Annotated in this window: 14 protein-coding genes; 4 read left to right on the forward strand and 10 right to left on the reverse strand. The window is 71.7% G+C overall.

Annotation, left to right across the window (positions count from 1 at the left end; genetic code table 11):
- Window positions 1-105 precede the first annotated feature (105 nt).
- The 3 genes from treZ to glgX are packed head-to-tail and all read right to left on the reverse strand — an operon-like array spanning window position 106 to window position 6,252.
- Complete coding sequence (treZ, locus tag V6U86_RS31105) at window positions 106-1,830, reverse strand: malto-oligosyltrehalose trehalohydrolase (protein WP_334509647.1); 1,725 nt, start codon at window positions 1,828-1,830, stop codon at window positions 106-108.
- Window positions 1,827-4,133: a malto-oligosyltrehalose synthase gene (gene treY / locus V6U86_RS31110; RefSeq protein ID WP_334509649.1), complete on the reverse strand. Its 2,307-nt coding sequence runs from the start codon at window positions 4,131-4,133 to the stop codon at window positions 1,827-1,829. The genes treZ and treY overlap by 4 nt, the downstream gene beginning before the upstream one ends.
- Before the next feature lies 1 nt (window position 4,134).
- Window positions 4,135-6,252: a glycogen debranching protein GlgX gene (gene glgX / locus V6U86_RS31115; RefSeq protein ID WP_334509651.1), complete on the reverse strand. Its 2,118-nt coding sequence runs from the start codon at window positions 6,250-6,252 to the stop codon at window positions 4,135-4,137.
- A 317-nt stretch (window positions 6,253-6,569) separates the two neighbouring features.
- On the opposite strand from glgX, the gene V6U86_RS31120 reads away from it, so the two are divergent.
- Window positions 6,570-8,033, forward strand: coding sequence for a glycosyltransferase family 4 protein (locus V6U86_RS31120; protein ID WP_334509653.1), 1,464 nt, complete (start codon window positions 6,570-6,572; stop codon window positions 8,031-8,033).
- A gap of 227 nt (window positions 8,034-8,260) precedes the next feature.
- On the opposite strand, the gene V6U86_RS31125 is transcribed toward V6U86_RS31120, so the two are convergent.
- The 5 genes from V6U86_RS31125 to V6U86_RS31145 form a co-directional block, all read right to left on the reverse strand.
- Entirely contained in the window at window positions 8,261-9,544 is a 1,284-nt protein-coding gene (locus V6U86_RS31125; RefSeq protein ID WP_334509655.1) for a citrate synthase, read from the reverse strand.
- Window positions 9,545-9,751: 207 nt separating this feature from the next.
- On the reverse strand, window positions 9,752-11,755 hold the full coding sequence (locus V6U86_RS31130; RefSeq protein ID WP_334509656.1) for a sulfatase-like hydrolase/transferase: 2,004 nt from the start codon (window positions 11,753-11,755) through the stop codon (window positions 9,752-9,754).
- Window positions 11,748-13,178 carry a class I SAM-dependent methyltransferase gene (locus V6U86_RS31135; protein ID WP_334509658.1) on the reverse strand — a complete coding sequence of 477 codons (1,431 nt, stop codon included), beginning with the start codon at window positions 13,176-13,178 and terminating at the stop codon, window positions 11,748-11,750. Before V6U86_RS31135 ends, V6U86_RS31130 begins: the two co-directional genes overlap by 8 nt.
- Window positions 13,179-13,195: 17 nt before the next feature.
- A complete protein-coding gene (locus tag V6U86_RS31140) occupies window positions 13,196-13,345 on the reverse strand; it encodes a hypothetical protein (protein WP_334509660.1) in 150 nt (49 codons plus the stop codon).
- Between the two features lie 232 nt (window positions 13,346-13,577).
- On the reverse strand, window positions 13,578-15,419 hold the full coding sequence (locus V6U86_RS31145) for a glycoside hydrolase family 15 protein (RefSeq protein WP_334509662.1): 1,842 nt from the start codon (window positions 15,417-15,419) through the stop codon (window positions 13,578-13,580).
- Between the two features lie 68 nt (window positions 15,420-15,487).
- Here V6U86_RS31145 and V6U86_RS31150 point away from each other — a divergent pair, with 68 nt between their 5' ends.
- The 3 genes from V6U86_RS31150 to V6U86_RS31160 are packed head-to-tail and all read left to right on the forward strand — an operon-like array spanning window position 15,488 to window position 18,259.
- Entirely contained in the window at window positions 15,488-16,705 is a 1,218-nt protein-coding gene (locus V6U86_RS31150; protein ID WP_334509664.1) for a D-arabinono-1,4-lactone oxidase, read from the forward strand.
- Window positions 16,702-17,076, forward strand: a complete 375-nt coding sequence (locus tag V6U86_RS31155; RefSeq protein ID WP_334509665.1) for a sensory rhodopsin transducer — start codon at window positions 16,702-16,704, stop codon at window positions 17,074-17,076. The genes V6U86_RS31150 and V6U86_RS31155 overlap by 4 nt, the downstream gene beginning before the upstream one ends.
- A gap of 46 nt (window positions 17,077-17,122) precedes the next feature.
- Window positions 17,123-18,259, forward strand: a complete 1,137-nt coding sequence (locus V6U86_RS31160; protein ID WP_334509667.1) for an FUSC family protein — start codon at window positions 17,123-17,125, stop codon at window positions 18,257-18,259.
- 8 nt (window positions 18,260-18,267) lie between these two features.
- Here V6U86_RS31160 and V6U86_RS31165 read toward each other — a convergent pair whose 3' ends face one another.
- Entirely contained in the window at window positions 18,268-19,497 is a 1,230-nt protein-coding gene (locus V6U86_RS31165) for a glycosyltransferase (protein ID WP_334509724.1), read from the reverse strand.
- A 5-nt stretch (window positions 19,498-19,502) separates the two neighbouring features.
- The gene (locus V6U86_RS31170) at window positions 19,503-21,665 is read right to left on the reverse strand and encodes an ArnT family glycosyltransferase (protein WP_334509669.1); all 2,163 of its coding nucleotides are present in this window, start codon (window positions 21,663-21,665) and stop codon (window positions 19,503-19,505) included.
- Window positions 21,666-21,686 lie beyond the last annotated feature (21 nt).

The raw sequence follows: 21,686 nt of genomic DNA on the forward strand, positions 1-21,686 counted from the left end.
ACCCAGGCATCCTCGATGATCATCCTTAGCAGACAGACACCGGGGTTACGAGACGTCCCTTAGGCAACCCTCCCGGAGAACCACTCCGTGCAGGGACAGTAGGTCTTAGAGCGCTACGATTGCCGCAGTCTCCGCAGGAAGCTCGATCCGGTCCCGCATAACGGTAACGCCCTCCCCCGTAGCCAGCAGCACCCGCCGAGCCACCCCAGGCAGCGACACCCCCTGCCCCCGCCCAGCAAAGTTCGCCACCACCAACGTGTCCCCCCGCCGCATCACCAGGAACTGGTCCCCGTGCTGCACAGACACCTCGTGCATCCGAGGATCCGACAGGTCTGGAGAGGACCGGCGCAAGGCAATCAACCGCTGGTAGAACGACAGCATCGAGGCATGCTCAGGCTTGTCCAGCTCGGCCCAGTCCAACCGCGACCGCACGAACGTCTCCGGGTCCTGCGGGTCGGGCACGTCACCCTCAGGCCACCCGTGCGAAGCGAACTCCCGCCGCCGCCCGGTGCGCACCGCAGAAGCCAACTCCGGCTCAGGGTGCGACGTGAAAAACTGCCACGGCGTAGAGGCAGCCCACTCCTCCCCCATGAACAGCATCGGGGTAAAGGGCGCGGTCAGCAGCAGCACAGCCCCCACCCGCAGCAACGCAGGCGACAGCGAAGCAGAGATCCGATCCCCGGTAGCCCGGTTCCCGATCTGATCGTGGTTCTGGAGATACGCCACCAGCCGATGCCCAGGCACCCGCGAATCCAGAGGCCGCCCGTGGTGCCGGTTGCGAAAGCTCGACCAGGTCCCCGCGTGGAAGAACCCACCCGTCAGCACGTCCGACAGCGTCTCCAGAGAGCCAAAATCGCCGTAGTACCCCTGCCGCTCCCCCGTCAGCAACGTGTGCAGGGCGTGGTGCGCGTCGTCGTTCCACTGGGCGTGCAGCCCGAACCCACCGGCCTCCCGAGGCGTGATGAGCCGCGGGTCGTTGAGGTCAGACTCGGCGATGAGCGACAACGGCCGACCCAGGTGCGTCGACAGAGCCTCGACCTCGATAGCCAGCTCTTCGAGCAGCGGCACAGCCCGCGTGTCCGGCAGCGCGTGCACGGCGTCCAGGCGCAGCCCGTCGACGTGGTAGTCGCGCAGCCACATGAGCACGCTGTCGATGATGTAGCGGCGTACCTCGTCGGAGTGCGGGCCGTCCAGGTTGATCGAACGCCCCCAGGTGTTCGAATGCTCCGCGAGGTAGGGCCCGAACTGCGGCGCGTAGGCCCCGGAGGGCCCGAAATGGTTGTAGACGACGTCGAGGATCACCCCCATCCCACGCGCGTGGGCGGCGTTGACGAACCGTTTCAGGCCGTCGGGGCCGCCGTAGGGCTCGTGGGGGGCGTACCAGCAGACGCCGTCGTACCCCCAGTTGTGTTCGCCGTTGAAGGCGTTGACCGGGAGCAACTCGATCAGGTCGACACCCAGTGAGACGAGATGGTCGAGGCGGTCGATGGCCGCGTCGAAGGTGCCTTCCGGGGTGAAGGTGCCGATGTGCAGCTCGTAGAGGATGCTGCCGGGCAGCTGCCGGCCCGTCCAGGAGGAATCACTCCACTGGAACGCAAGGTGGTCGTAGCGGCGGCTGGGCCCGTGCACTCCCGCAGGCTGCCACGGTGAGCGGGGGTCGGGCAGTGGGGTTTCGTCGTCGTTCAGCAGAAAGGAGTAGTCGACGCCGGCGTCGGGCACGTCGACCTGCCACCAGCCGTCGGCGGCGGCGCGCATCTCGTGGTCGGTGTCGCCGGCCAGGCGCAGGCGCACCCGGCTGGCGTCCGGTGCCCAGACGGAGAATTCGGTCATGAAACGGCCTCCTCGGCAGCGGTGGGAGGAGCCAGTAGAGCGACGGGGTAATCGGCCAGAAGGGTGTCCAGCGGCGTCTCTCCGCCACTGTAGACCCGCCCGGTGAACAGGTCCTTCATCTCGTGAACGGGAAGTGACAGGGCTGTGTCACACCACCCACCGGCGCGGGCCAGGCCGAGCGGCAGCCGGGTGGCCACGGCGATCACGCCGCCCCGGTCGTACGCCACCACGTGCCGGCCCACCGGCCCGTGCGCGGGCACCGGCCGGTAGGTGGTGAACAGCTCCGGGTGCGCCCGCCGCAGCCGCAGGGTCCGCGACACGACGAGCAGCTTCGCCGCTCCGTCGGTGTCGATCGGGGGACGCCAGCCGCCGTCGATCCGCGCCAGCATTTCTCGGCGTACGTCGAAGTCGACCGGGCGGCGGTTGTCCGGGTCGACCAGCGAGTTGTCCCACAGCTCGGTGCCCTGGTAGGTGTCGGGCACCCCGGGCATGGTGAGCTGGATCAGCTTCTGCCCGAGGGAGTTGCACCAGCCGGCCGGGGTGATCGCGGCGGCGAGTTCGGTCAGCTCGTCGTGCAGGCTCGGGTCGTCGTACATCTGGTCGACCAGGGCGTGCAGTGCCTGCTCGAAGGCCGGGTCGGGGTCCGCCCAGCTGGTCGAGGCCCCGGCCTCCCGGGCGGCCTTCTCGGCGTACGCGTGCAGCCGTTCCCGTTCGATCGGCCACGCGCCGACGGCGGTCTGCCAGAGCAGGTGGGCGAGGGCCGGGTCGGGCAGCGGGGCGTACTCCATCCAGGTCTTGACCTGCTCGGCCCAGCGGCCCGGCAGTTCGCTGAGCACGGCGAGGCGGGCGCGGACGTCCTCGCCGCGTTTGGTGTCGTGGGTGGAGAGGGTGGTCATGCTGGCGGGCCAGCGGACCTGTTGGGCGGCGGCGAAGCGGTGGAACTCCGCCGGTGGCACCCCGAAGCGGGTGGGGCTGTCGCCGACCTCGTTGAGCGCCACGAACCGGGTCCAGCGGTAGAACGCGGTGTCCTCCACGCCCTTGGCCATCACCGCACCGGTGAGCTGCGGGAACCGCAGGCCCAGCTCGTCGTCGGGGTCGCGCAGTCGGCGGGTGATCGCGTCCAGGGCACCGGCCAGGTCGGGGCGGCGGCGGCCGGCCTCGGATCGGGCGGCGGCGAGGTGCCGGGCGCCGTGCGGCGGGTAGCCGCGGTAGACGTCGAACGCGGCGGCCAGCTCGGCGAGCGCCGCGCGGGCCTGCTCGGTGGGCACCTCGGGGGCGAGGGCGGCGAGCCGGGTCAGCTCGGCGGAGAGCAGTTGGGTGGCGGCGGCCAGCTTGGTGGTGTGGGTCAGGTCCTCCCAGGAGGTGCGCTGCCCGGTGAGGCGGTTGTCCAGCGCGGTGAAGTCGCCCTCGGCGTCGATGTCGATGAAGAGCCCACCGACCATGGCCAGGGCGTCGTAGCCGGTGGTGCCGTCCACCGGCCAGTCCGGCAGCTCCTCGCCGTACTCAAGGATCTTCTCCACCACGAGCCAGGCGTCGGGCGCGGCGGCCCGCAACCGGGTCAGGTAGCCGGCGGGGTCGCGCAGGCCGTCCGGGTGGTCGACGCGGATGCCGTCGACCTCACCGGCGGCGGCCCAGCGCAGGATCAGCTCGTGGGTGGCGGCGAACACCGCCGGGTCCTCCACGCGCAGACCGGCCAGGCCCGCGATGGCGAAGAACCGGCGGTACGTCAGCTCGGCGTCGCCGCGCCGCCAGGAGACCAGCTGGTAGTGCTGCCGGTCGTGCACCTCGGCGGCGCTGCCGTCGCCGGTGCCGTCGGCGACCGGGAAGCGGTGCTCGTGATAGCGCAGCTCCCCGTCGACCAGCTTGAGGTCGTCCAGGGCGGCCGGGTCGTCGGCGAGCACCGGCAGCAGCAGCCGGCCCCGGTCCCAGTCGATGTCGAACCAGTCGGCGTACGCCGAGTCGCGCCCCCGGCGCAGCACGTCCCACCAGGCCGGGTTGGCCGGTGGCACGGCGACCCCGGCGTGGTTGGGCACGATGTCGACGACCAGGCCGAGCCGCTGGTCGCGCAGGGCGCGCAGCAGCCGCTGCCGGGCGGCCTCCCCGCCCAGCTCCGGGCTGACCGCCCGGTGGTCGACAACGTCGTAGCCGTGCTGGGAGCCGGGCGTGGCGGTCAACAGCGGGGCGGTGTAGAGGTGGCTGACACCGAGGTCGGCGAGGTAGTCGACGATAGCGGCGGTGGCGTCCAGGTCGAAGCCGGGGCGGACCTGGATGCGGTAGGTGGCCTTCGGAGGGGTGGCCGACATGTCAGATCGTCCTCTCCAGCACGACGAGGGAGCGGTCCGGCACCCGGATGGTGCCGCCCGCAGTGATCACCGTGGCATCGCCGGGCTCGGGTTCGGCAGTGCTGATCACCCGTTCCCACTTCTGGCCGTACTCGCTGCCGGGCATGGTGAAGTCCAGCGGCGCGTCGTGGGCGTTGAAGCAGAGCAGGAACGACGCGTCGTGGTGCTTCTGGCCGTACTGGCCGCGCTCGCGGATGCCCTCGCCGTTGACGAAGAGCGCCACCGAGCGACCGAAGTCGTTGCCCCAGTCTTCGCCGGTCATCTCCCGGCCGTCCGGGGTGTGCCAGGCCAGGTCGGGCAGCGGCTCGTCGGTGCCGCGCCCGCCCACCGGCAGCCCGGTGAAGAACCGGCGGCGGCGGAACACCTGGTGCCGCTTGCGGAAGTCGGTGAGCGTGCGGACGAACTCCAACAGCTGCTCGTCGACGTTGTCCCAGTCGACCCAGGCCAGCTCGCTGTCCTGGCAGTAGACGTTGTTGTTGCCGCGCTGGGTGCGACCCAGCTCGTCGCCGTGGCCGATCATCGGCACGCCCTGCGACAGCATCAGGGTGGCCAGGAAGTTACGCCGCTGCTTGGCCCGCAGCGCCAACACCGCCTCGTCGTCGGTGTCGCCCTCGACCCCGCAGTTCCAGGACCGGTTGTGGCTCTCGCCGTCGCGGTTCTCCTCGCCGTTGGCCTCGTTGTGCTTGTCGTTGTACGACACCAGGTCGTTGAGGGTGAACCCGTCGTGCACGGTGACGAAGTTGATGCTGTGAAACGGTCGGCGGCCGTCGTCCTGGTAGAGGTCGGCCGACCCGGAGATGCGCGACGCGAACTCGGCGAGGGTGGCCGGTTCACCGCGCCAGAAGTCCCGCACGGTGTCGCGGTATTTTCCGTTCCACTCCGTCCACAGCGGCGGGAAGTTGCCCACCTGGTAGCCGCCGGGGCCGACGTCCCACGGCTCGGCGATGAGCTTCACCCGGCTGACCACCGGGTCCTGCTGCACCACCTCGAAGAAGGTGGAGAGCCGGTCCACCTCGTAGAACTCGCGGGCCAGGGTGGCCGCCAGGTCGAACCGGAAGCCGTCGACGTGCATCTCGGTCACCCAGTAGCGCAACGAATCCATGATCAGTTGCAGCGAGTGCGGGCTGCGCACGTTGAGGCTGTTACCGGTGCCGGTGTAGTCGACGAAGTAGCGGGGGTCCTCCTCGCTGAGCCGGTAGTAGCTCGGGGCGTCCACGCCCTTGAAGCTCAACGTCGGCCCGAGGTGGTTGCCCTCGGCGGTGTGGTTGTAGACCACGTCGAGGATGACCTCGATGCCGGCGGCGTGCAGCGCCTTGACCATGCCCCGGAACTCCTGCACCTGCTGCCCGAGCCGGCCCAGCGCGGAGTAGCCGTGGTGCGGGGCGAAGAAGCCGATGGTGTTGTAACCCCAGTAGTTGCGCAGCCCCAGGTCGACGAGGCGGTTGTCGTGGATGAACTGGTGCACCGGCATCAGCTCGATAGCCGTCACCCCGAGCCGGGTCAGATAGTCGATCATCGGCGGGGAGGCGATGCCCGCGTACGTGCCGCGCAGCTCCTCCGGGATGTCCGGGTGGCGCATGGTCAGCCCGCGTACGTGCGCCTCGTAGATCACCGAGTGGTGGTAAGGGGTGCGCGGCGGCCTGTCGTTGCCCCAGTCGAAGTACGGGTTGACCACCACCGACTTCGGCATGAACGGCGCCGAGTCGGTCTCCGACATCCGCTCCGGCTGCGCCAGGTCGTAGTCGTAGACCGCCGGGTCCCACGCCACGTCACCGTCGATGGCCTTGGCGTACGGGTCGATCAGCAGCTTGTGCGGGTTGCAGCGCAACCCGTTCGCCTGGTCGTACGGGCCGTGCACCCGGTAGCCGTAGCGCTGACCCGGCTCGATGCCCGGCAGGTACGCGTGCCACACGTAGGCGTCCACCTCGCGCAGCTCGACGCGGCGCTCCGCGCCGGTGTCCCACTCGTCGAAGAGGCACAGCTCGATCCGCTCGGCCACCTCGGAGAAGATGGCGAAGTTGGTGCCCATCCCGTCGTAGGTGGCGCCCAGGGGATACCGCTCGCCCGGCCAGACCTGCATGTTGCTCCTTCGAACAGTGGTCGTGTGCACACCGGCCGATCCCGCCCGCGCGCACGCGGGTATTGCCCCCGGCCCGGGCACGCCAATCCATCCTGACAGGCACTGCCCGGAAACCGCCTGTCTGATGCGCGCTACCCCGATCGGGTGTCGTCCGTCACGATGACCCTTTTCGAGATGCGCTCTTGGGCTCGATGGACTTTCCTTGACCGGGGGCAAGCGTCCGCGCGCGTCCCGCCAGGCCCTCGGCCACCCCTTACACCTCTCGCTCCGCCGCCACTGACGCCGGCGCGCACCACCATGCATGGACGGAGATTGATGTGACGACCCTGCGGGTCGACGGGCAGCTCGCTGCCACCAAGGACCGGGCCCACCGGCCCACCCTGACCACCCGGCCCCCGCTCCCGACCCAGCCCGGTCTTCCCGCGCAGTCCGGCCTGTCCGCGCAGCCCGGCGCGGTCGTGCCGGCGCAGTCCGGCCCCGGGGTGCCCCCGCAGACCCGCCGCATCCTCATGCTGTCCTGGGAGTACCCGCCGGTGCTCGTCGGCGGACTCGGCCGACACGTGCACGCCCTCTCCGTCGCCCTCGCCGCCGCCGGCCACGAGGTCACCGTCGTCACCCGCCACAGCGAGGGCGCACCCCTGGAGGAGTACGCCGAGGGCGTCCGCATCCTGCGCGCCCCCGAAGACCCGGTCACCTTCCCCCTCGCCACCGGCTCCCTCCTGGCCTGGACCATGGCCTTCAACCACACCCTCACCCGCACCGCCCTACGCGCCACCGAATCCGGCAGCTACGACGTCATCCACGCCCACGACTGGCTCGTCGCCCACACGGCCGTCACCCTCGCCGAACACCTGGACCTCCCGCTGGTCACCACCATGCACGCCACCGAGGCCGGGCGGCACCAGGGCTGGCTGCCCGAGGAGATGAACCGCACCATCCACGGCGTCGAGCAGTGGCTCAGCAGCGAGTCCAACCGGGTGATCGTCTGCTCCGGGTACATGCGCGACGAGGTGAACGCGCTCTTCGGCGTACCGGCCGGGCGGGTCGACGTGGTCGCCAACGGCGTCGAGCCGCACCGCTGGCGGGTGCCCGCGAGCGCGGTGGCCGCCGCCCGCGCCCGCTTCGCCGGCGACGGACCGCTGGTCACCTTCGCCGGCCGCCTCGTGTACGAGAAGGGCGTGCAGCACCTGATCGCCGCGCTGCCCCGGCTGCGCGAGCGGCACCCCGGGCTGCGTGCCGTGATCGCCGGCGACGGCCCGTACCGCGCCGAGTTGGAGGCCGAGGTGCACCGCCTCGGCCTGGGCGGCATGGTCAGCATGCCGGGCTTCCTGGGCGGCACCGACCTGCCGGCGCTGATGGCCGCGTCCGACTGCTTCGCCGTGCCCAGCATCTACGAACCGTTCGGCATGGTCGCCCTGGAGGGCGCCGCGGCCGGCGCTCCCCTCGCCGTCGCCGCCACCGGTGGCCTCGCCGAGATCGTCGAACCGGGCGTCACCGGAACGACCTTCCGGCCACACGACCCGGACAGCCTGACCGACGCCGTGCACGCGCTGCTGTCGGACACCGACCGCGCCCGCGTGATGGCCCGCCACGCCCGCCGGATGGTCCACGACCAGTACGGCTGGGCCGCGATCGCCCAGCGCACCGCCTCCAGCTACGCCGCCGCCATCCAGCACGACGCCGCGTTCACCGCCGAGCGCGCCGAGCAGCGGATGTCGCAGGGGCGCGGCCTGCCGGCGCTCCCCGACGGCAACCTGCTCGCCGCCGCCGGCCTGCGCTGACGCGCGGCCCGCTCGGCGGGGCCGGCTGATCGACTCAGTGCCGCCACGCCTCGGCCGAGCGGTGATCGACTCGGCTTTCTGAAAGTCGGGGCGTCCCGGAGCCACGGACGCCGCGCCTTCAAGAAACCCGAGTCGACCATGACGGGGCGGGGCGGCTCTGACGCACCGAACGCGGCAGGCCGCCGACCCGTGCGGGGTCGGCGGCCTGCCGGCGAAGCGACGAGCGGTCAGCGCTCGCCGAAGGGGACGTAGTCCCGCTCGGCGGAGCCGACGTAGACCTGCCGCGGACGGCCGATCTTCGTCTCCGGGTCGTTGATCATCTCGCGCCACTGGGCGATCCAGCCGGGAAGCCGGCCGAGCGCGAAGAGCACCGTGAACATCTTGGTCGGGAACCCCATGGCCTTGTAGATCAGGCCGGTGTAGAAGTCCACGTTCGGGTAGAGCCGACGGGAGACGAAGAAGTCGTCGGCGAGGGCGATCTCCTCCAGCTCCATGGCGATGTCCAGCAGCGGGTCGGGCTTGGCCATCCGGCCCAGCACGTCCTGCGCGGCCTTCTTGACGATCGCCGCCCGCGGGTCGTAGTTCTTGTAGACCCGGTGGCCGAAGCCCATCAGCTTGACGCCGTCCTGCTTGTCCTTGACCTTGCGGACGAAGGACTGGACGTCGTCGTCGCCGGTGTGGATCTGCTGCAGCATCTCCAGCACCGCCTGGTTGGCGCCACCGTGCAGGGGGCCGAACAGCGCGTTCACGCCCGCCGAGACCGAGGCGAACAGGTTGGCGTTGCTGGAGCCGACCAGGCGGACGGTCGACGTGGAGCAGTTCTGCTCGTGGTCGGCGTGCAGGACGAAGAGCATGTCCAGCACCTTCGACATCACCGGGTCGACCTCGTACGGCTCCGCCGGCACGCCGAACGTCATCCGCAGCAGGTTGTCCACGTACCCCAGCGAGTTGTCCGGGTACAGCAGCGGCTGACCGATGGACTTCTTGTACGCGTACGAGGCGATGGTGGGGACCTTCGCCATCAACCGGACAGTGGAGATCTCCACGTGCTCGGAGTCGAACGGGTCCAGACTGTCCTGGTAAAAGGTGGACAGGGCGCTCACCGCGGAGGAGAGCACCGCCATCGGGTGGGCGTCCCGGGGGAAGCCGTCGAAGAAGCGACGCATCTCCTCGTGCAGCAGCGAGTGCCGCCGAATCCACTCGGTGAACTCGGTCAGCTGCTGCTCGGTCGGCAGCTCACCGTAGATGAGCAGGTAGGAGACCTCCAGGAAGGAGGACTTCTCGGCCAACTGCTCGATCGGGTACCCCCGGTAACGCAGGATCCCCGCGTCGCCGTCGATGTAGGTGATCGCGGATGAGGCAGCGGCGGTGTTCACGAAACCGGGGTCGTACGTGGTCATTCCGGTTTCCTTCAGCAGCTTGCTCACCCCGATACCGGCGGGGCCCTCGACCGCAGGATGCACCGGCATCGACAGCTGCCCACCGGGGTGATCGAGCTTGACTTCCGTCATGTGGTTCCTCGCTTCGCCGGCAGATCTACGTTGAATTGCCTTCGCTTCTACCGTAATTGCGGCTCGGGGGACAACGCCCGCCGTGGTTCGGCGGTGAGGTATGCGTCACCCGATTCCCGACCACGGGGCCGGGAAACCCGGCGTCCCGCCAACCGGGACCGGACCGGACGACCCCGGGGACAGACCGGACCGGCCCCGGAAGCACGGTCAGGACAGGGTGAGGCGGCGCAGCGTGCCGTCCGTCGCGACCTGGAAGACGTCGAGCTTGTTGCTGCCGGCGTGGAACAGGTTGTCGTCGGCGAGCAGCGCGGCGAAGCGGCGTCCGCCGGGGTCGGTCGGCACCACCGGGACGACGGCGCCGATGCGGCCGTTGACTGCGACCGCCAGCAGGGTGCCGTCCGGGATCCGGTCCGGGACGTCGCCCCAGACGAGCGCCGGGAGGGTGCCGGTGTCCGGGTCGGTGGCGGTGAACGCGGCCAGGTCGGCGACCCGGGCACTGCCGGCGGCCGGGCCGGCGCGTACCTCGGTGCCGACCAGCGGGTGCGGTGTCGGCAGGGGTGGCGGGGCGGGCACGCCACCGGGGAAGGTGACCGGTTCGCCGGGGCGGTCGTAGAAGTGCTTCGTACCGTCGGTGCGGGGGGCCTGCCGGGCGGAGCGCCCGTCGACCTTCCAGGGCAACCGGATGCCCGCCTCGTCGGCCACCGTCGGCAGCAGGTCGACGTGTTCCCAGTTGCGGTCGTCCACCCGGCCGGTCTGCTGCCGGGGCTCCTTGACGAACGTCGGCACCCAGGCGACCTCGCCGGCGGCGGCCTTGATGGCGTCCATTCCGCGGCCCTGCGCCCCGGGGCGGAAGCTGACCCCGTGGTCGGCGGTCACCACCACGAGGGCCTGGTCGTAGAGGCCGTTGGCGCGCAGCGTCCGCAGTGTCTCGCCGATCAGCCGGTCGGTGTAGCCGAGTTGGGCGAGGTGCCGCTGCCGGGCCAGGTCGGCCCAGCCGGCGCCGTCGTTGGGCAGGTCCTCGGGTGCGTCGTAACGCGCGCCGGACGGCAGGTACGCCCATGGTGAGTGCGGCATCAGCAGGTGCAGGAAGTGCAGGGTGGGGCGGGGCGTCGGCTTCAGCCCGGCCAGGAAGCTGGTGAACCGGGCCGGTTGGTTGTCGTCCAGGCTGTCCCAGCGGAACTTCGGATCGGACGGCACCGGTTCGGCGGCGTCCAGGCCGGCCTCGGCCCGGGTCTGCTCGCGGTAGGAGTCTTCCGGGTCGACCGTGCTCTCGGTGGGTCCGGCGACCCGGCCGAGCAGCTTGCCGGTCTCGCGGGCCAGCACGCCGAGCCCCTGCTCCGGCGTGACCGGCTGCTCGCAGCGGCTGGGTGGGCAGAGCCGGGTGATGCTCTCCTCGGCGCGGATGTCGTACAGGCCGCCGAAGGCGGTGAAGATGTTGTCCGGGTACTGCGAGTAGTGCGGGGCGACGGGCTTCGCCGGGTAGCGGCCGGTGAGCATCGCCGGCAGCGCGTTGGGCGTCCATCCGCTGACCCCGGTGGAGTTGCGGTACCAGGTGGATGCGCCGGCCAGCTCGGCGAAGTGCGGGTACCGCCCGGCGTCGATCGTCGAGTCCGCGCCGAGCAGGCTGACCAGCGGCAGCTCGTCGAGGATCAGCATCACCACCGGTGGGTGTGCGGCCGAGCCCTGCGCGGTGCCGGCCACACCGCCGTCGCCGCGCGGCAGCACCACCACCGAGGTGGGCGAGACGAGCAGGAAGAGCGCCACGAAGGCCACCGGGCCGGCGGCGGCGAGTCGCAGCACCCGGCCCGGCGCCCGCCACCGCCGGTGCGCGCTCGCGCCGGCGGCTCCGGCCAGCACTCCCACCAGCAGCAGCGGTACGCCCCGAAGCGGCGTCACGTGCCGGCCCACCTGCACGGCGAGGGCGGCGACCAGCAACCCGACCAGACCGGTGTGGGTGATGGCGCGGGCGGTCCGGCCGGCGAGTCGGCTGAGCGCGCCGAGCAGTGCCACCGCGACTGTGGGGAGCACCGTCACCAGGGCGACCAGCAGCAGGATCTGGGCCGGGTCGGCGCGGTGGAAGAGGAAGAAGTCGGGGCTGCGGCCGAGCACGTCCAGCAGTGGCTGGGTGACCACGAGACCGACCAGCGCGACGATTTCCAGCAGCCGACCCAGCTCCCCTCGCCAGCCCCGGTCCCACCGCGGTTCAGCCACCCATCACCGTCCGGTAGAGCGTGCGGGTGCCCGAGGGCAATTCCAACCGGTCGGTGATCCGCCCCCGGGCGGCGAGCAACGTCTCGAAGGTGTCACGTCGGTAGTCCGGGAAGAGACCGGCGGGCTTGTTGGCCAGCAACCGGGTCGCCATCGGGTCCTCCGGGTGGACGAACTCCACCACCACCGCGCCGCCGGGCGCGGTCAGCCCGGCCAGCCAGTCGATGACCTCCGGCAGCGGCACGTTGCGCCCGATCGCCAGGTGGTGCACCACGGCCAGGGCGAGCACCACGTCGGCGGACGCCCGCTCGGCGAAGCCCGCCCGCTCGACGCCCCGCCAGCCGCCACCCGGCGAGGGGTCGGCCAGGTCCAGCACCAGCGGCAGGATGCGGCGTTGCCCCTCGGAGCGCAGCTTTCGGTACAACTCGTCGACGACGGTCGGGTCCTGCTCGACGGCCACCACGTAGTCGGCGTGCCCGACCGCCAACCGGGAGTACCGGCCGTCGTTGGCACCGAGGTCGAGAACCAGGCGCGGTCGGGCACCGGCAGCCACCGAGGCGGCCACGAACTGCTCCTTCGCCACCCGGTCGCGGGCCGAGTAGCCGCAGGTGCGTTGGTAGTCCGACCAGTGGCTGTCGGTCGGGCGGCGGTCCAGCTTGCGGACCAGTTTCTCGATGCCGCGTACGGTGGCGAGCAGCAACTCACGGGAGAAGCCGGCGGCCCGCAGTTGGTCGCGGACCTCGGTGGTGCTGGCGGCGGCGTTGCGTTGCTGCATCGCCGCGTGCAGGTGCAGGTGGGTCAGCACGCCGGGGCGCAGCCGGCGGGCACCGTTGAACAGCGGCCGCAGCTGGTCGGCCTCGATGCCGTCGACCCGGGCACGCAGCCACGGTTGGAAGTCGACGCCCAGGTGGGCGGTCAGCATCAGCGGGTAGAGCACGGTCTGGCAGAACTGCCGGTAGCCGGCCCACGGTTCGCCGTCGCGGACCGGCTCGAAGGAACCGATGTCGATGAAGACGGGTTCGGCGCCGCGCCACTGGAGGTTGTAGGCCGAGCCGTCCTTGGTGGTGAAACCCTCGCCGAGCGCGGCGTTGAGGATCTCCAGGTGCAGCAGGGCGGCGTCGCGCAGCATGCTGAACGACCACTCGTACGGGTGGGAGACGAACGGGATGCGTTCGTGGCGCAGCACGGCGGCCCACGGTGTCCCGGTCGCGGCGGGCACCAGGGTGGGCGGGGCGTCCTCGGTGGCGCAGACCTTGCGCGCGGCGACGAGCGCCGGGAAGAACGTGCTGCCGGTCAGTGCCCGCCAGTGCTCGGCGGCCTGGGGGTCCAGCCCGCGCAGCACCTCGTCGCCGACGTGGAAGACCCGGTTGGCCGGGTCGCGGAAGGAGGCCGGTTCGGGCCGTACCTCGGTGGGTGAGATCGCCATGGTCGGGACTGGCCTGCTCAGTGCTGGTCGGTGGGTTGCCGGCGGAACCGGTCGACGAGCCGTCGCCAGTAGAGCTTCGCGGCGACCGCGGCGCCGGCCACCCCGCCGACGACCGCCTGCACGATCAGGCTGCCGGACCCCGCGTCCAGGTAGGCCAGATGTTTCACCGATCGCTCCTTGCCCTCGCCGTCTCGACACCGGCATCCCGGTCATGCACCACTGAGGCTTTTAACCCAGAAAGCCGGACTTGTCCCACACCGTACGCCGGTACCGGTCGCCGTCGCGGGCACATCGGCGGACTCCCAGCCTCCCCACAGAATGCGGTCACGACGGAGGACCGCGCCGGTACGCTGCGCACGGGCGCTGGATGATCGTGGGCGACGTTGAACGGCTGACCGGTCAGCCGCCGGCCGTCCCCGGTCGTGCCGTCCGTTCCGCCCACGCGTGCAGCGCGTCGCGGTCGCCGGCACCGTCGAGGTTCAGCGCCGCCTCGATCAACGCGAGGTGGGTGAAGGCCTGCGGGTAGTTGCCCAACGCGGTGCCGTCGGCGTCGAGCTGCTCGGCGTACAGGCCGAGCGGCCCGGCGTACCCGCACAGCTGGTCGAACAGCTCGGCGGCCTGCTCACGTCGCCCAGCCAGGACCAGGGCCGAGACCAGCTCGAAGCAGCAGAGCAGGAACGCGCCCTCCTCCCCGGGCAACCCGTCGTCAGCCGTGTACCGGCGGATGAGCGCCGGGGCGATGGCGAGATCCCGCCGGACGCGATCGATGGTGCCCACCACCCGCGCGTCGTCACCGGCGAGGAACCCGACCAGGGGCATCCGCAGCAACGACGCGTCGAGTTCGGTCGAGTCGTACGCCAGCACGAAGCTGCCGATGCCGCTGTCGAACCCACGCTCGATGACCTCGGCGTGGATGGCGTCGCGCTCCCCGCGCCACCGCTTGACGGGGGCGTCGTGGTCGCCGACCAGGTCGGCGAGGCGGATACCCCGGTCGAGACAGACCCAGGCCATCATCTTCGAGTTGACGTAGTGCCGCAGCGGCCCGCGGATCTCCCAGATGCCGTGGTCCGGCTCCCGCCACCGGGTGGCCATGGTGTCCACGTGCCGGCGCAGCACCTGCCACTGCTCAGTGGTCAACTCGCCGGTGAGCCGCTGGTACGACAGCGCGGCGTCGAGCACGTGCCCGTACGTGTCGAACTGCAGCTGGTGGGCGGCCTCGTTGCCAATGCGCACCGGCCGTGAGTCGGCATACCCGTCGAGGTGCTCGAGCCTCGCCTCCTCGCGAGTCACCCCGTGAATCCCGACGAGGGGGGTGAGAACCTCGCCGGCACAACCGCACATGGTGAGCAGGAAGTGCAGGTAGCGACGGCCCTCCTCGGCGTGGCCCAGCCGGAACAGCGCGAGCAGCAGCAGTGCGGCGTCGCGGTGCCAGGTGAAGCGGTAGTCCCAGTTGCGCACCCCGCCGATCTCCTCGGGCAGCGAGGCGGTCGGCGCGGCGAGCAACGCCCCGGTCTCGTCGAACGACAGGCCCCGCAGGACGGCCGCGCTGTGCCGCACCTCGGCGCTGCCCTGCCCGGTGTAGTCGGTCCGGTCCGACCAGTCACGCCAGGTCCGGCAGGTCCGCTCCAGCAGCTCGGCCGGGTCGACCTCGTCGATACGGCCGGGGCCGTAGCCGAGCAGTACGTCGATCGTCTGCCCCGCGCGCAGCACCGCCTCGGCGCGCACCGTGGCGCCGTCGACCCGGAACGGCAGCGCGGAGCACAGCCGCAGCCCCGCCTCGGCGGCTACCCACTGGCCGTGGTCCCAACGCCAGTCCACCGGGCGGGACCCGTACCCGGGGCGCGGTGTCACCTCGGCCCGCACCCGCACCGACCCGGCGCCCACCTGCAGGCGGCGCACCAGCAGCATGTCCGCGCGGAACGGTTGTGCGTCGTCGCCGGTCCGGACGGCGAGGAAATCCTGACCGATCGCGGTGCCACCGGCGGCCCGGTACGCGCTCTCCAGCACCAGGGTGCCGGGCAGGTACCGACGGACCGGCGCGGCGTCAGCGGCGACGGACAACGTGAACGCGCCACCGACGCGACGGTCCAGCAGCCGGGCGAAGACCCCGTCGCCCTCGAAGTGCGGCACACAGAACCAGTCGACCCCGCCATCCACGCCGATCAACGCCCCGGTGTGGGTGTCGGAGAGGAACGCGTACGAGTCGATCGGCGGCGTGCTCGCGGAGCCGAAGGCCGGCACGCGACTGCCTACCCGACGCGTCGACGAGGAAACGCGACTACCGGTCATGTCGGTGGGTACCCCGCCGCATGCGAGAGTTCGTCAACTGGTCCGGCAGCCTCTCGTTCACTGCGAGGGAGTTCGCCGAGCCGGCCGACGAGGACGCGGTGCGGGAACTGGTCGTCCGGGCACGGGAGTCCGGGCGGACGATCCGGCCGGTGGGATCCGGCCACTCGTCGAGCCCGCTGACCCGCACTGACGACATCCTGCTCAGCGTCGACCGGCTCGCCGGTGTCATCACCGAGGACGCCGACCGGGCGCGGGCCTGGGCCGGCACCAAACTCAAGGCTCTCGGTGAGGGCCTGTACGACGCCGGGCTGGCCATGGACAACCTCGGCGACGTGGACTACCAGTCGATCGCCGGCGCGACCGCCACCGGTACGCACGGCACCGGTATCGGTTTCGGCAACCTGTGCACCCAGGTGGCCGGCGTTCGCCTGGTCACCGGCACCGGCGAGGTTCTGGACATCTCCGCCGACGACAACGCGGACCTGCTGCCGGCGGCTCGGCTGTCGCTGGGTGCTCTCGGGGTGGTCACCCAGGTCACCCTGGACGTGCAACCGCAATACGAGCTGCGCCGCCGGGCGTGGTGCGCGCACATCGACTGGACCCTCGACCACCTCGCCGAGTTGCAGCACACCAACCGCAACATGGACTTCTACTGGTACCCGCGCAGCGACCAGACCCAGATCCGCACCCTCAACCGGCCGGACAGGACGTCCGGCGTGCGGGTGTGGGCAGCACCGCGGGTGCCGGACTCCGGCCCGTGGGGCGCGCCCCACGAGATCCGGTCCGGTCCGATCCACCGCACCATCCCACAGGAACGGGAGCTGCGGTTCGAGGAGATCGAGTACATGCTGCCGTCGGAAGCGTTCCCGGCCTGCTTCGCCGAGGTCCGACGCCGGATCCTGCAACGGCACCGCACTGTTGTCGGCTGGCGGGTACTGGTGCGCACCATCGCCGCCGACGACATCTGGTTGAGCAACGCGTACGGCCGACCGACCACCACCATCGCCTGCCTGCAGAACACGTCGCTGCCGTACGAGGACTACTTCCGGGACATGGAGGCGCTCTTCCGTCAGTACGGGGGCCGGCCGCACTGGGGTAAGAAGCACTGGTTGACCGCCCCTGACCTGCGGCCCCTCTATCCGCGCTGGGACGACTTCCAGGACGCCCGCCGCCGGCTCGACCCGGACGGGGTGTTCCTCAGCCCCGACCTCGCCCGACTGCTGGAGGAGAGCCGATGACCGGGGTCGGGGCCCGCCTGTGGGTCGTGCCGGGCGGGCACATCCCGTTCCCCAGCACCGGCCCGGAGCCAGCGTTCACCAGCTTCGACCAGCTGTGCGTCCTCAACACCACCGACACCCGCGCCGACGCGGAGCTGCACCTCTACTACGAGGACACCGAGCCGGTCGGTCCGTACGCCATCACCGTCGACGCCCGTCGGGTGCGACACGTCCGGCTCAACGACCTGATCGACCCGGAGGCGGTGCGGCTCGACCGGCCGTACGGCTGTCTGCTGCGCTCCCCGGTGCCGGTGGTGGTGCAGTTCCTGCGCCAGGACACCCGGCTGCCCGGGATGGTCGCCCTCACCACGGCCATGGCGTACCCGGCGTAGCCGTTTGGCGCAGGTTCGGTAGGGGGCGGGCCGGGTACCCCCCGCCATGAAACCAACGGCCGGGGCGACCGGGGCGCGAGCGGCGGCGGGCGAGCTGCGGACCCGCGCCGGGCGGGCCGTCCGAGAAGGTCGTCAGCGGTTGCGGCTCTATCTGATCGTGGCGCTCCAGGCCGGCGTGGCTGCCGCCCTGGCCTGGCTGGTGGCCCGCGAGGTGCTCGGTAACCCGGAGCCGACCTTCGCACCGGCCGCGGCGGTCGGCGTCATCGCGGCGTCGCTGGGCAGCCGTGCTCCCCGCGCGCTGGAACTGGTCGCCGGGGTGGTGCTCGGCATCGGCGTGGGTGACCTGCTGATCAGTCTGTTCGGGACCGGCCCCTGGCAGACCGGTGCGATCGTCTTCCTGGCGATAACCGCGTCGGTGCTGGTACGCGGCACCGGTGCGCTGATGACCCAGGCCGGTGGTACCGCCGTGCTCATCGCCACCCTCACCCCGACCGCGCCGGACCTGGAGCTGCCCCGAACGGTCAACGCCCTGGTCGGCGGGGCGGCGGGGTTGTTCGTGATGCTCGTCCTGCTGCCCCTCAATCCGATGCGGATGGTGCGTCGCTCCGCCGAGCCCGCCCTGAACCTGTTCGCCCGTGAGATGACCGCCTCGGCGCAGGCGCTGGCCGAGGCGGACCGGGGCCGTGCGCGGGCGGTGCTGGCCCGGATGCGCGCCGCCGACCCGCAACTGCGCCAGCTCGTCGCCGTGACGACCGCCGCCGACGAGGTGGTCCGGCTCTCCCCGGTGCGGTGGCGACGACGCCGGGCGATCGCCACGTACCGCACCGGGGTGACGCACATGGAGCGGGCCTTCCGCAACAGTCGCGGTCTGGTCCGCCGGATCGGCACCGCCCTACGCGACGAGGAACCGGTGCCGGCGGCCCTGCCCGCCGCTGTGGAGCACCTCGGCGAAGCGGTCCGGCTGCTGCACCGGGAGTTCGTGGCCGCGCAGGAGCCGGTGCGGGCCCGGGAGCGGGTGCTGCACGCCGTCCGGGAAGCAGGCGTGGCCTGCCGGCAGGATCTGGGCTTCTCCGGGACGATAGTGGTCTCCCAACTGCGGACCGCCGCCAACGACCTCCTCCGGGCCACCGGCGTGCCCCGGGACGAGGCACGCCGGCTGGTCCGCGAGGCCGCCGCCGGCTGACCGACGCCTCAGGTACGGCGGTGGTGCATGCCGAGGCGCAGCAGCACGAACCGCAGCACGGTGGCGGTCAGGTTCGCGGCCACCAGCACGGCCAGCTCCACCGGCCGGGCCGGTACGGCGACGACGGCGTGCAGCACGGCCAACGCGCCGCTGGTCAACGCCAGACCAAGGGCGAAGGCCAGCAACCCCTGGGCGTGATGCCGAGCGGCGTGCCGACGTCCGCTGATGCCGAAGGTCAGCCGCCGGTTCGCGGCCGTGTTCGCCACCGCAGTCACCAGCAGGGCCAGCAGGTTCGCCGGTTGCGCACCGAGCATCCCCCGGGTGGCGACGAAGAGCAGCAGGTACGCGAGCGTGCTCGCCACCCCCACCGCCGCGAACCGGACCAGCTGCCGAGGCAACCCGACCGGCACCTGCCCCGGCTGGGCACTCGACCCGGTCAGCGGCGCTCGACCGAGCTGCGCGCGCAGGTCGGCCAGGGGCAGCGCGCCGGTCAGCAGCGCCCGACCCAGTCGGCCCATCCCGCGCAGGTCGGCCAGGGCGGTGGCGACGATGTCGACCCGGCTGTCCGGGTCGTCGACCCAGTCCACCGGCACCTCGTGGATGCGCAGCCCGACCCGCTGGGCCAGCACCAGCAGCTCGGTGTCGAAGAACCAGCCGGTGTCGCGCACCAACGGCAACAGCTCCGCGGCCACGTCCGCGCGAATCGCCTTGAACCCGCACTGCGCGTCGGAGAACCGCGCCGCCAACGCGCCGCGCAGCAGAAGGTTGTAGGCCCGGGAGATCACCTCCCGCTTCGCACCGCGCACCACCCGGGAGGTTCGCGCCAGCCGAGTACCGATCGCCAGGTCGGAGTGGCCAGAGATGAGGGGTGCGACCAGCGGCAACAGCGCCGCCAGGTCGGTGGACAGGTCCACGTCCATGTACGCGAGCACCGGCGCGGACGACGCCGACCAGGCGGCGGAGAGCGCCCTCCCCCGCCCCTTGGCGTCCAGGTGCAGCACCTCGACGCCGGGCAGCTCACCGGCGAGGCCCTGGGCCACCTTCAGCGTGTCGTCGACGCTGGCGTTGTCGGCGACGGTGATCTGGAACGGGTACGGGAAGTGCGCGCTCAGGTGGGCGTGCAGCCGCCGTACGCACGGCCCGAGGTCGGTCTCCTCGTTGTAGACCGGGATCACCACGTCCAGCACCGCATCGGTGGCGGTGGGTCGGGCCTGAACGGCGGCCCAGGTGCCGCCCAGCGTGGTCACGAGGCCTCCGCAGCGGCGCTGAGGTCGTAGAGGGTGACCCCGTCGACGGTCTGCGCCGTGAATGTCGCCGCGACCCAGGCTGCGATCTCCTGGGAGGCCGAGCTGCCGCCGTTGGCCCGGAAGCCACCACCACCGACGAAGTAGTGGATCTTCCCGTCGGCCACGTAGCGCTGGAACTGCGCGAGGGTCGGTGACGGGTCACTGCCGTTGAAGCCGCCGATCGCCATGACCGGTTCGCCGGTGGCGAGCTGGTAACCGGAGGCGTTGTTCGAGCCGATCGTCGCCGCCACCCAGGTGTAGTCGTCGGCGTCGCGCTCCAACAGTTCGCGCAGCGCGGCGCTGGGCTCGCGGGTGTCGAGCAGGCCGCCCATCCCCCCACCGGCCGGGCGTCCCTGGCCACCGGGCCCGCCGTGGCGACCGCCACCCGGCATCTGACCACCGCCGGGGAACTGACCGCCGCCGGGGAACTGACCACCGCCGGGGAACTGGCCGCCACCGGGGAACTGGCCGCCGCCCGGGAACTGACCACCACCCGGGAGCTGGCCGCCGGCCGGCAACTCCATGCGGCCCGGGGGTCGCCCACCGGGGAAACCGCCCCGGCCGAACCCGCCCGCCACGAACGGGCCGGCGCTCGGGATCGACCCGGTGTGCGGGGTCCCGGCGGTCTGCACCGCGTACGCCACCGGGCCCGCGAGGGCCGCCGCCGCGCCGAGGCCCAGCACGACCGGCACGAACCGGCCGGGCAGCCGGGTGACCAGCAGGAGCAGCACCGCGCCGAGCAGGCCGGCGACGAGCACCGTGGTCCGCAGCCACGGATACCAGTCGGGGCTCCGCCCGAGCAGCACCCACGCCCACCAGACGGTGACCGCGAGCGCGCCGGCGAGCGTCGCCGTGGCGGCGAGCGGACGCCACCGTCGCCAGCGCGTGCCGGCAGCGGCAGCGGCCGGTCGGTGCTGCCGCCAGAGCAGCGTCACGCCGATGCCGACCAGCGCGCCGATCGCCGGTGCGAGCGCCACGGTGTAGTAGGCGTGGAAGATCCCGGACATGAAGCTGAAGATCAGGCCGGTGACCAGCAGCCAGCCACCCCAGAGCAGCAGCCCGGCCCGGGTGCGGTCGGTGCGGGTGGCCCGCCCGGCCAGCAGCAGGCCGGCCACCAGCAGGATCAGCGCGGCCGGCAGCAGCCAGGAGACCTGACCGCCGATTTCGCCGCCGAACATCCGCAGCACACCGGTCTGCCCGGAGAACGGGCCGCCACCACCCGGCCGCGCGCCACCGCCGCCGACGCTGCCCACCTCCTCGCCGGTGATCCGGCCGAGGCCGTTGTAGCCGAGGGTCAGCTCCAGGATGCTGTTGCCCTGCGAGCCGCCGACGTACGGGCGGGAACCTGCCGGAACCAGCTCGACCAGCGCCACCCACCAGCCGGCCGAGACCAGCACCGCCAGTCCGGCCAGCAGCAGCTGCCGGACCCGCCGCCACAGCCCGGTCGGCGCGGCCAGCAGGTAGACGCCGGCGAAGACCGGCACCACCAGGAACGCCTGCAACATCTTGGTGAGGAAGCCGAGGCCGACCAGCACCCCAACCAGCAAGATCCACCGGGTGCTGGCCGTTTCCAGTGCGCGCACGGTGGCGTACGCCCCGGCGACCAGCAGGAGCACCAACAGCGCATCCGGGTTGTTGAACCGGAACATCAGCGTCGCCACCGGGGTGACCGCGAGTACCACGCCGGCGATCAGACCGGCGGCCGGCCCGTACCAGCGCTTCACCGTCGCGTGGAGCACGCCGACCGCGGCGACCCCGCACAGCGCCTGCGGCACCAGCATCGCCCAGCTGTTCAGCCCGAAGACGCGGACGGACAGCGCCATCAGCCACAGCGACGCGGGTGTCTTGTCGACGGTGATCGAGTTGGCGGCGTCGGACGAGCCGTAGAGGAACGCCTTCCAGCTCACCGAGCCGGCCTGCGCGGCCGCCGCGTAGAACGAGTTGGCCCAGCCTGATGCGCCGAGACCCCACAGGTAGAGCACACCGGTGGCGAGCAGCAGGAGCACCAGTGCGGGCCGGGCCCAGGCCGGCGAGCGGTGCGTTGTCGGCGACTGTTCGGCGGGGCGAGGGACCGCCGGCGGCGACCCCGCAGCGGCGGGCCGGGTCTCTGTTGTTTCCACACGGTCAGCCTTGAGGGCTCG

The organism is Micromonospora sp. CPCC 205558, from assembly GCF_036902955.1.
In the GTDB taxonomy this organism is placed as follows: domain Bacteria; phylum Actinomycetota; class Actinomycetes; order Mycobacteriales; family Micromonosporaceae; genus Micromonospora.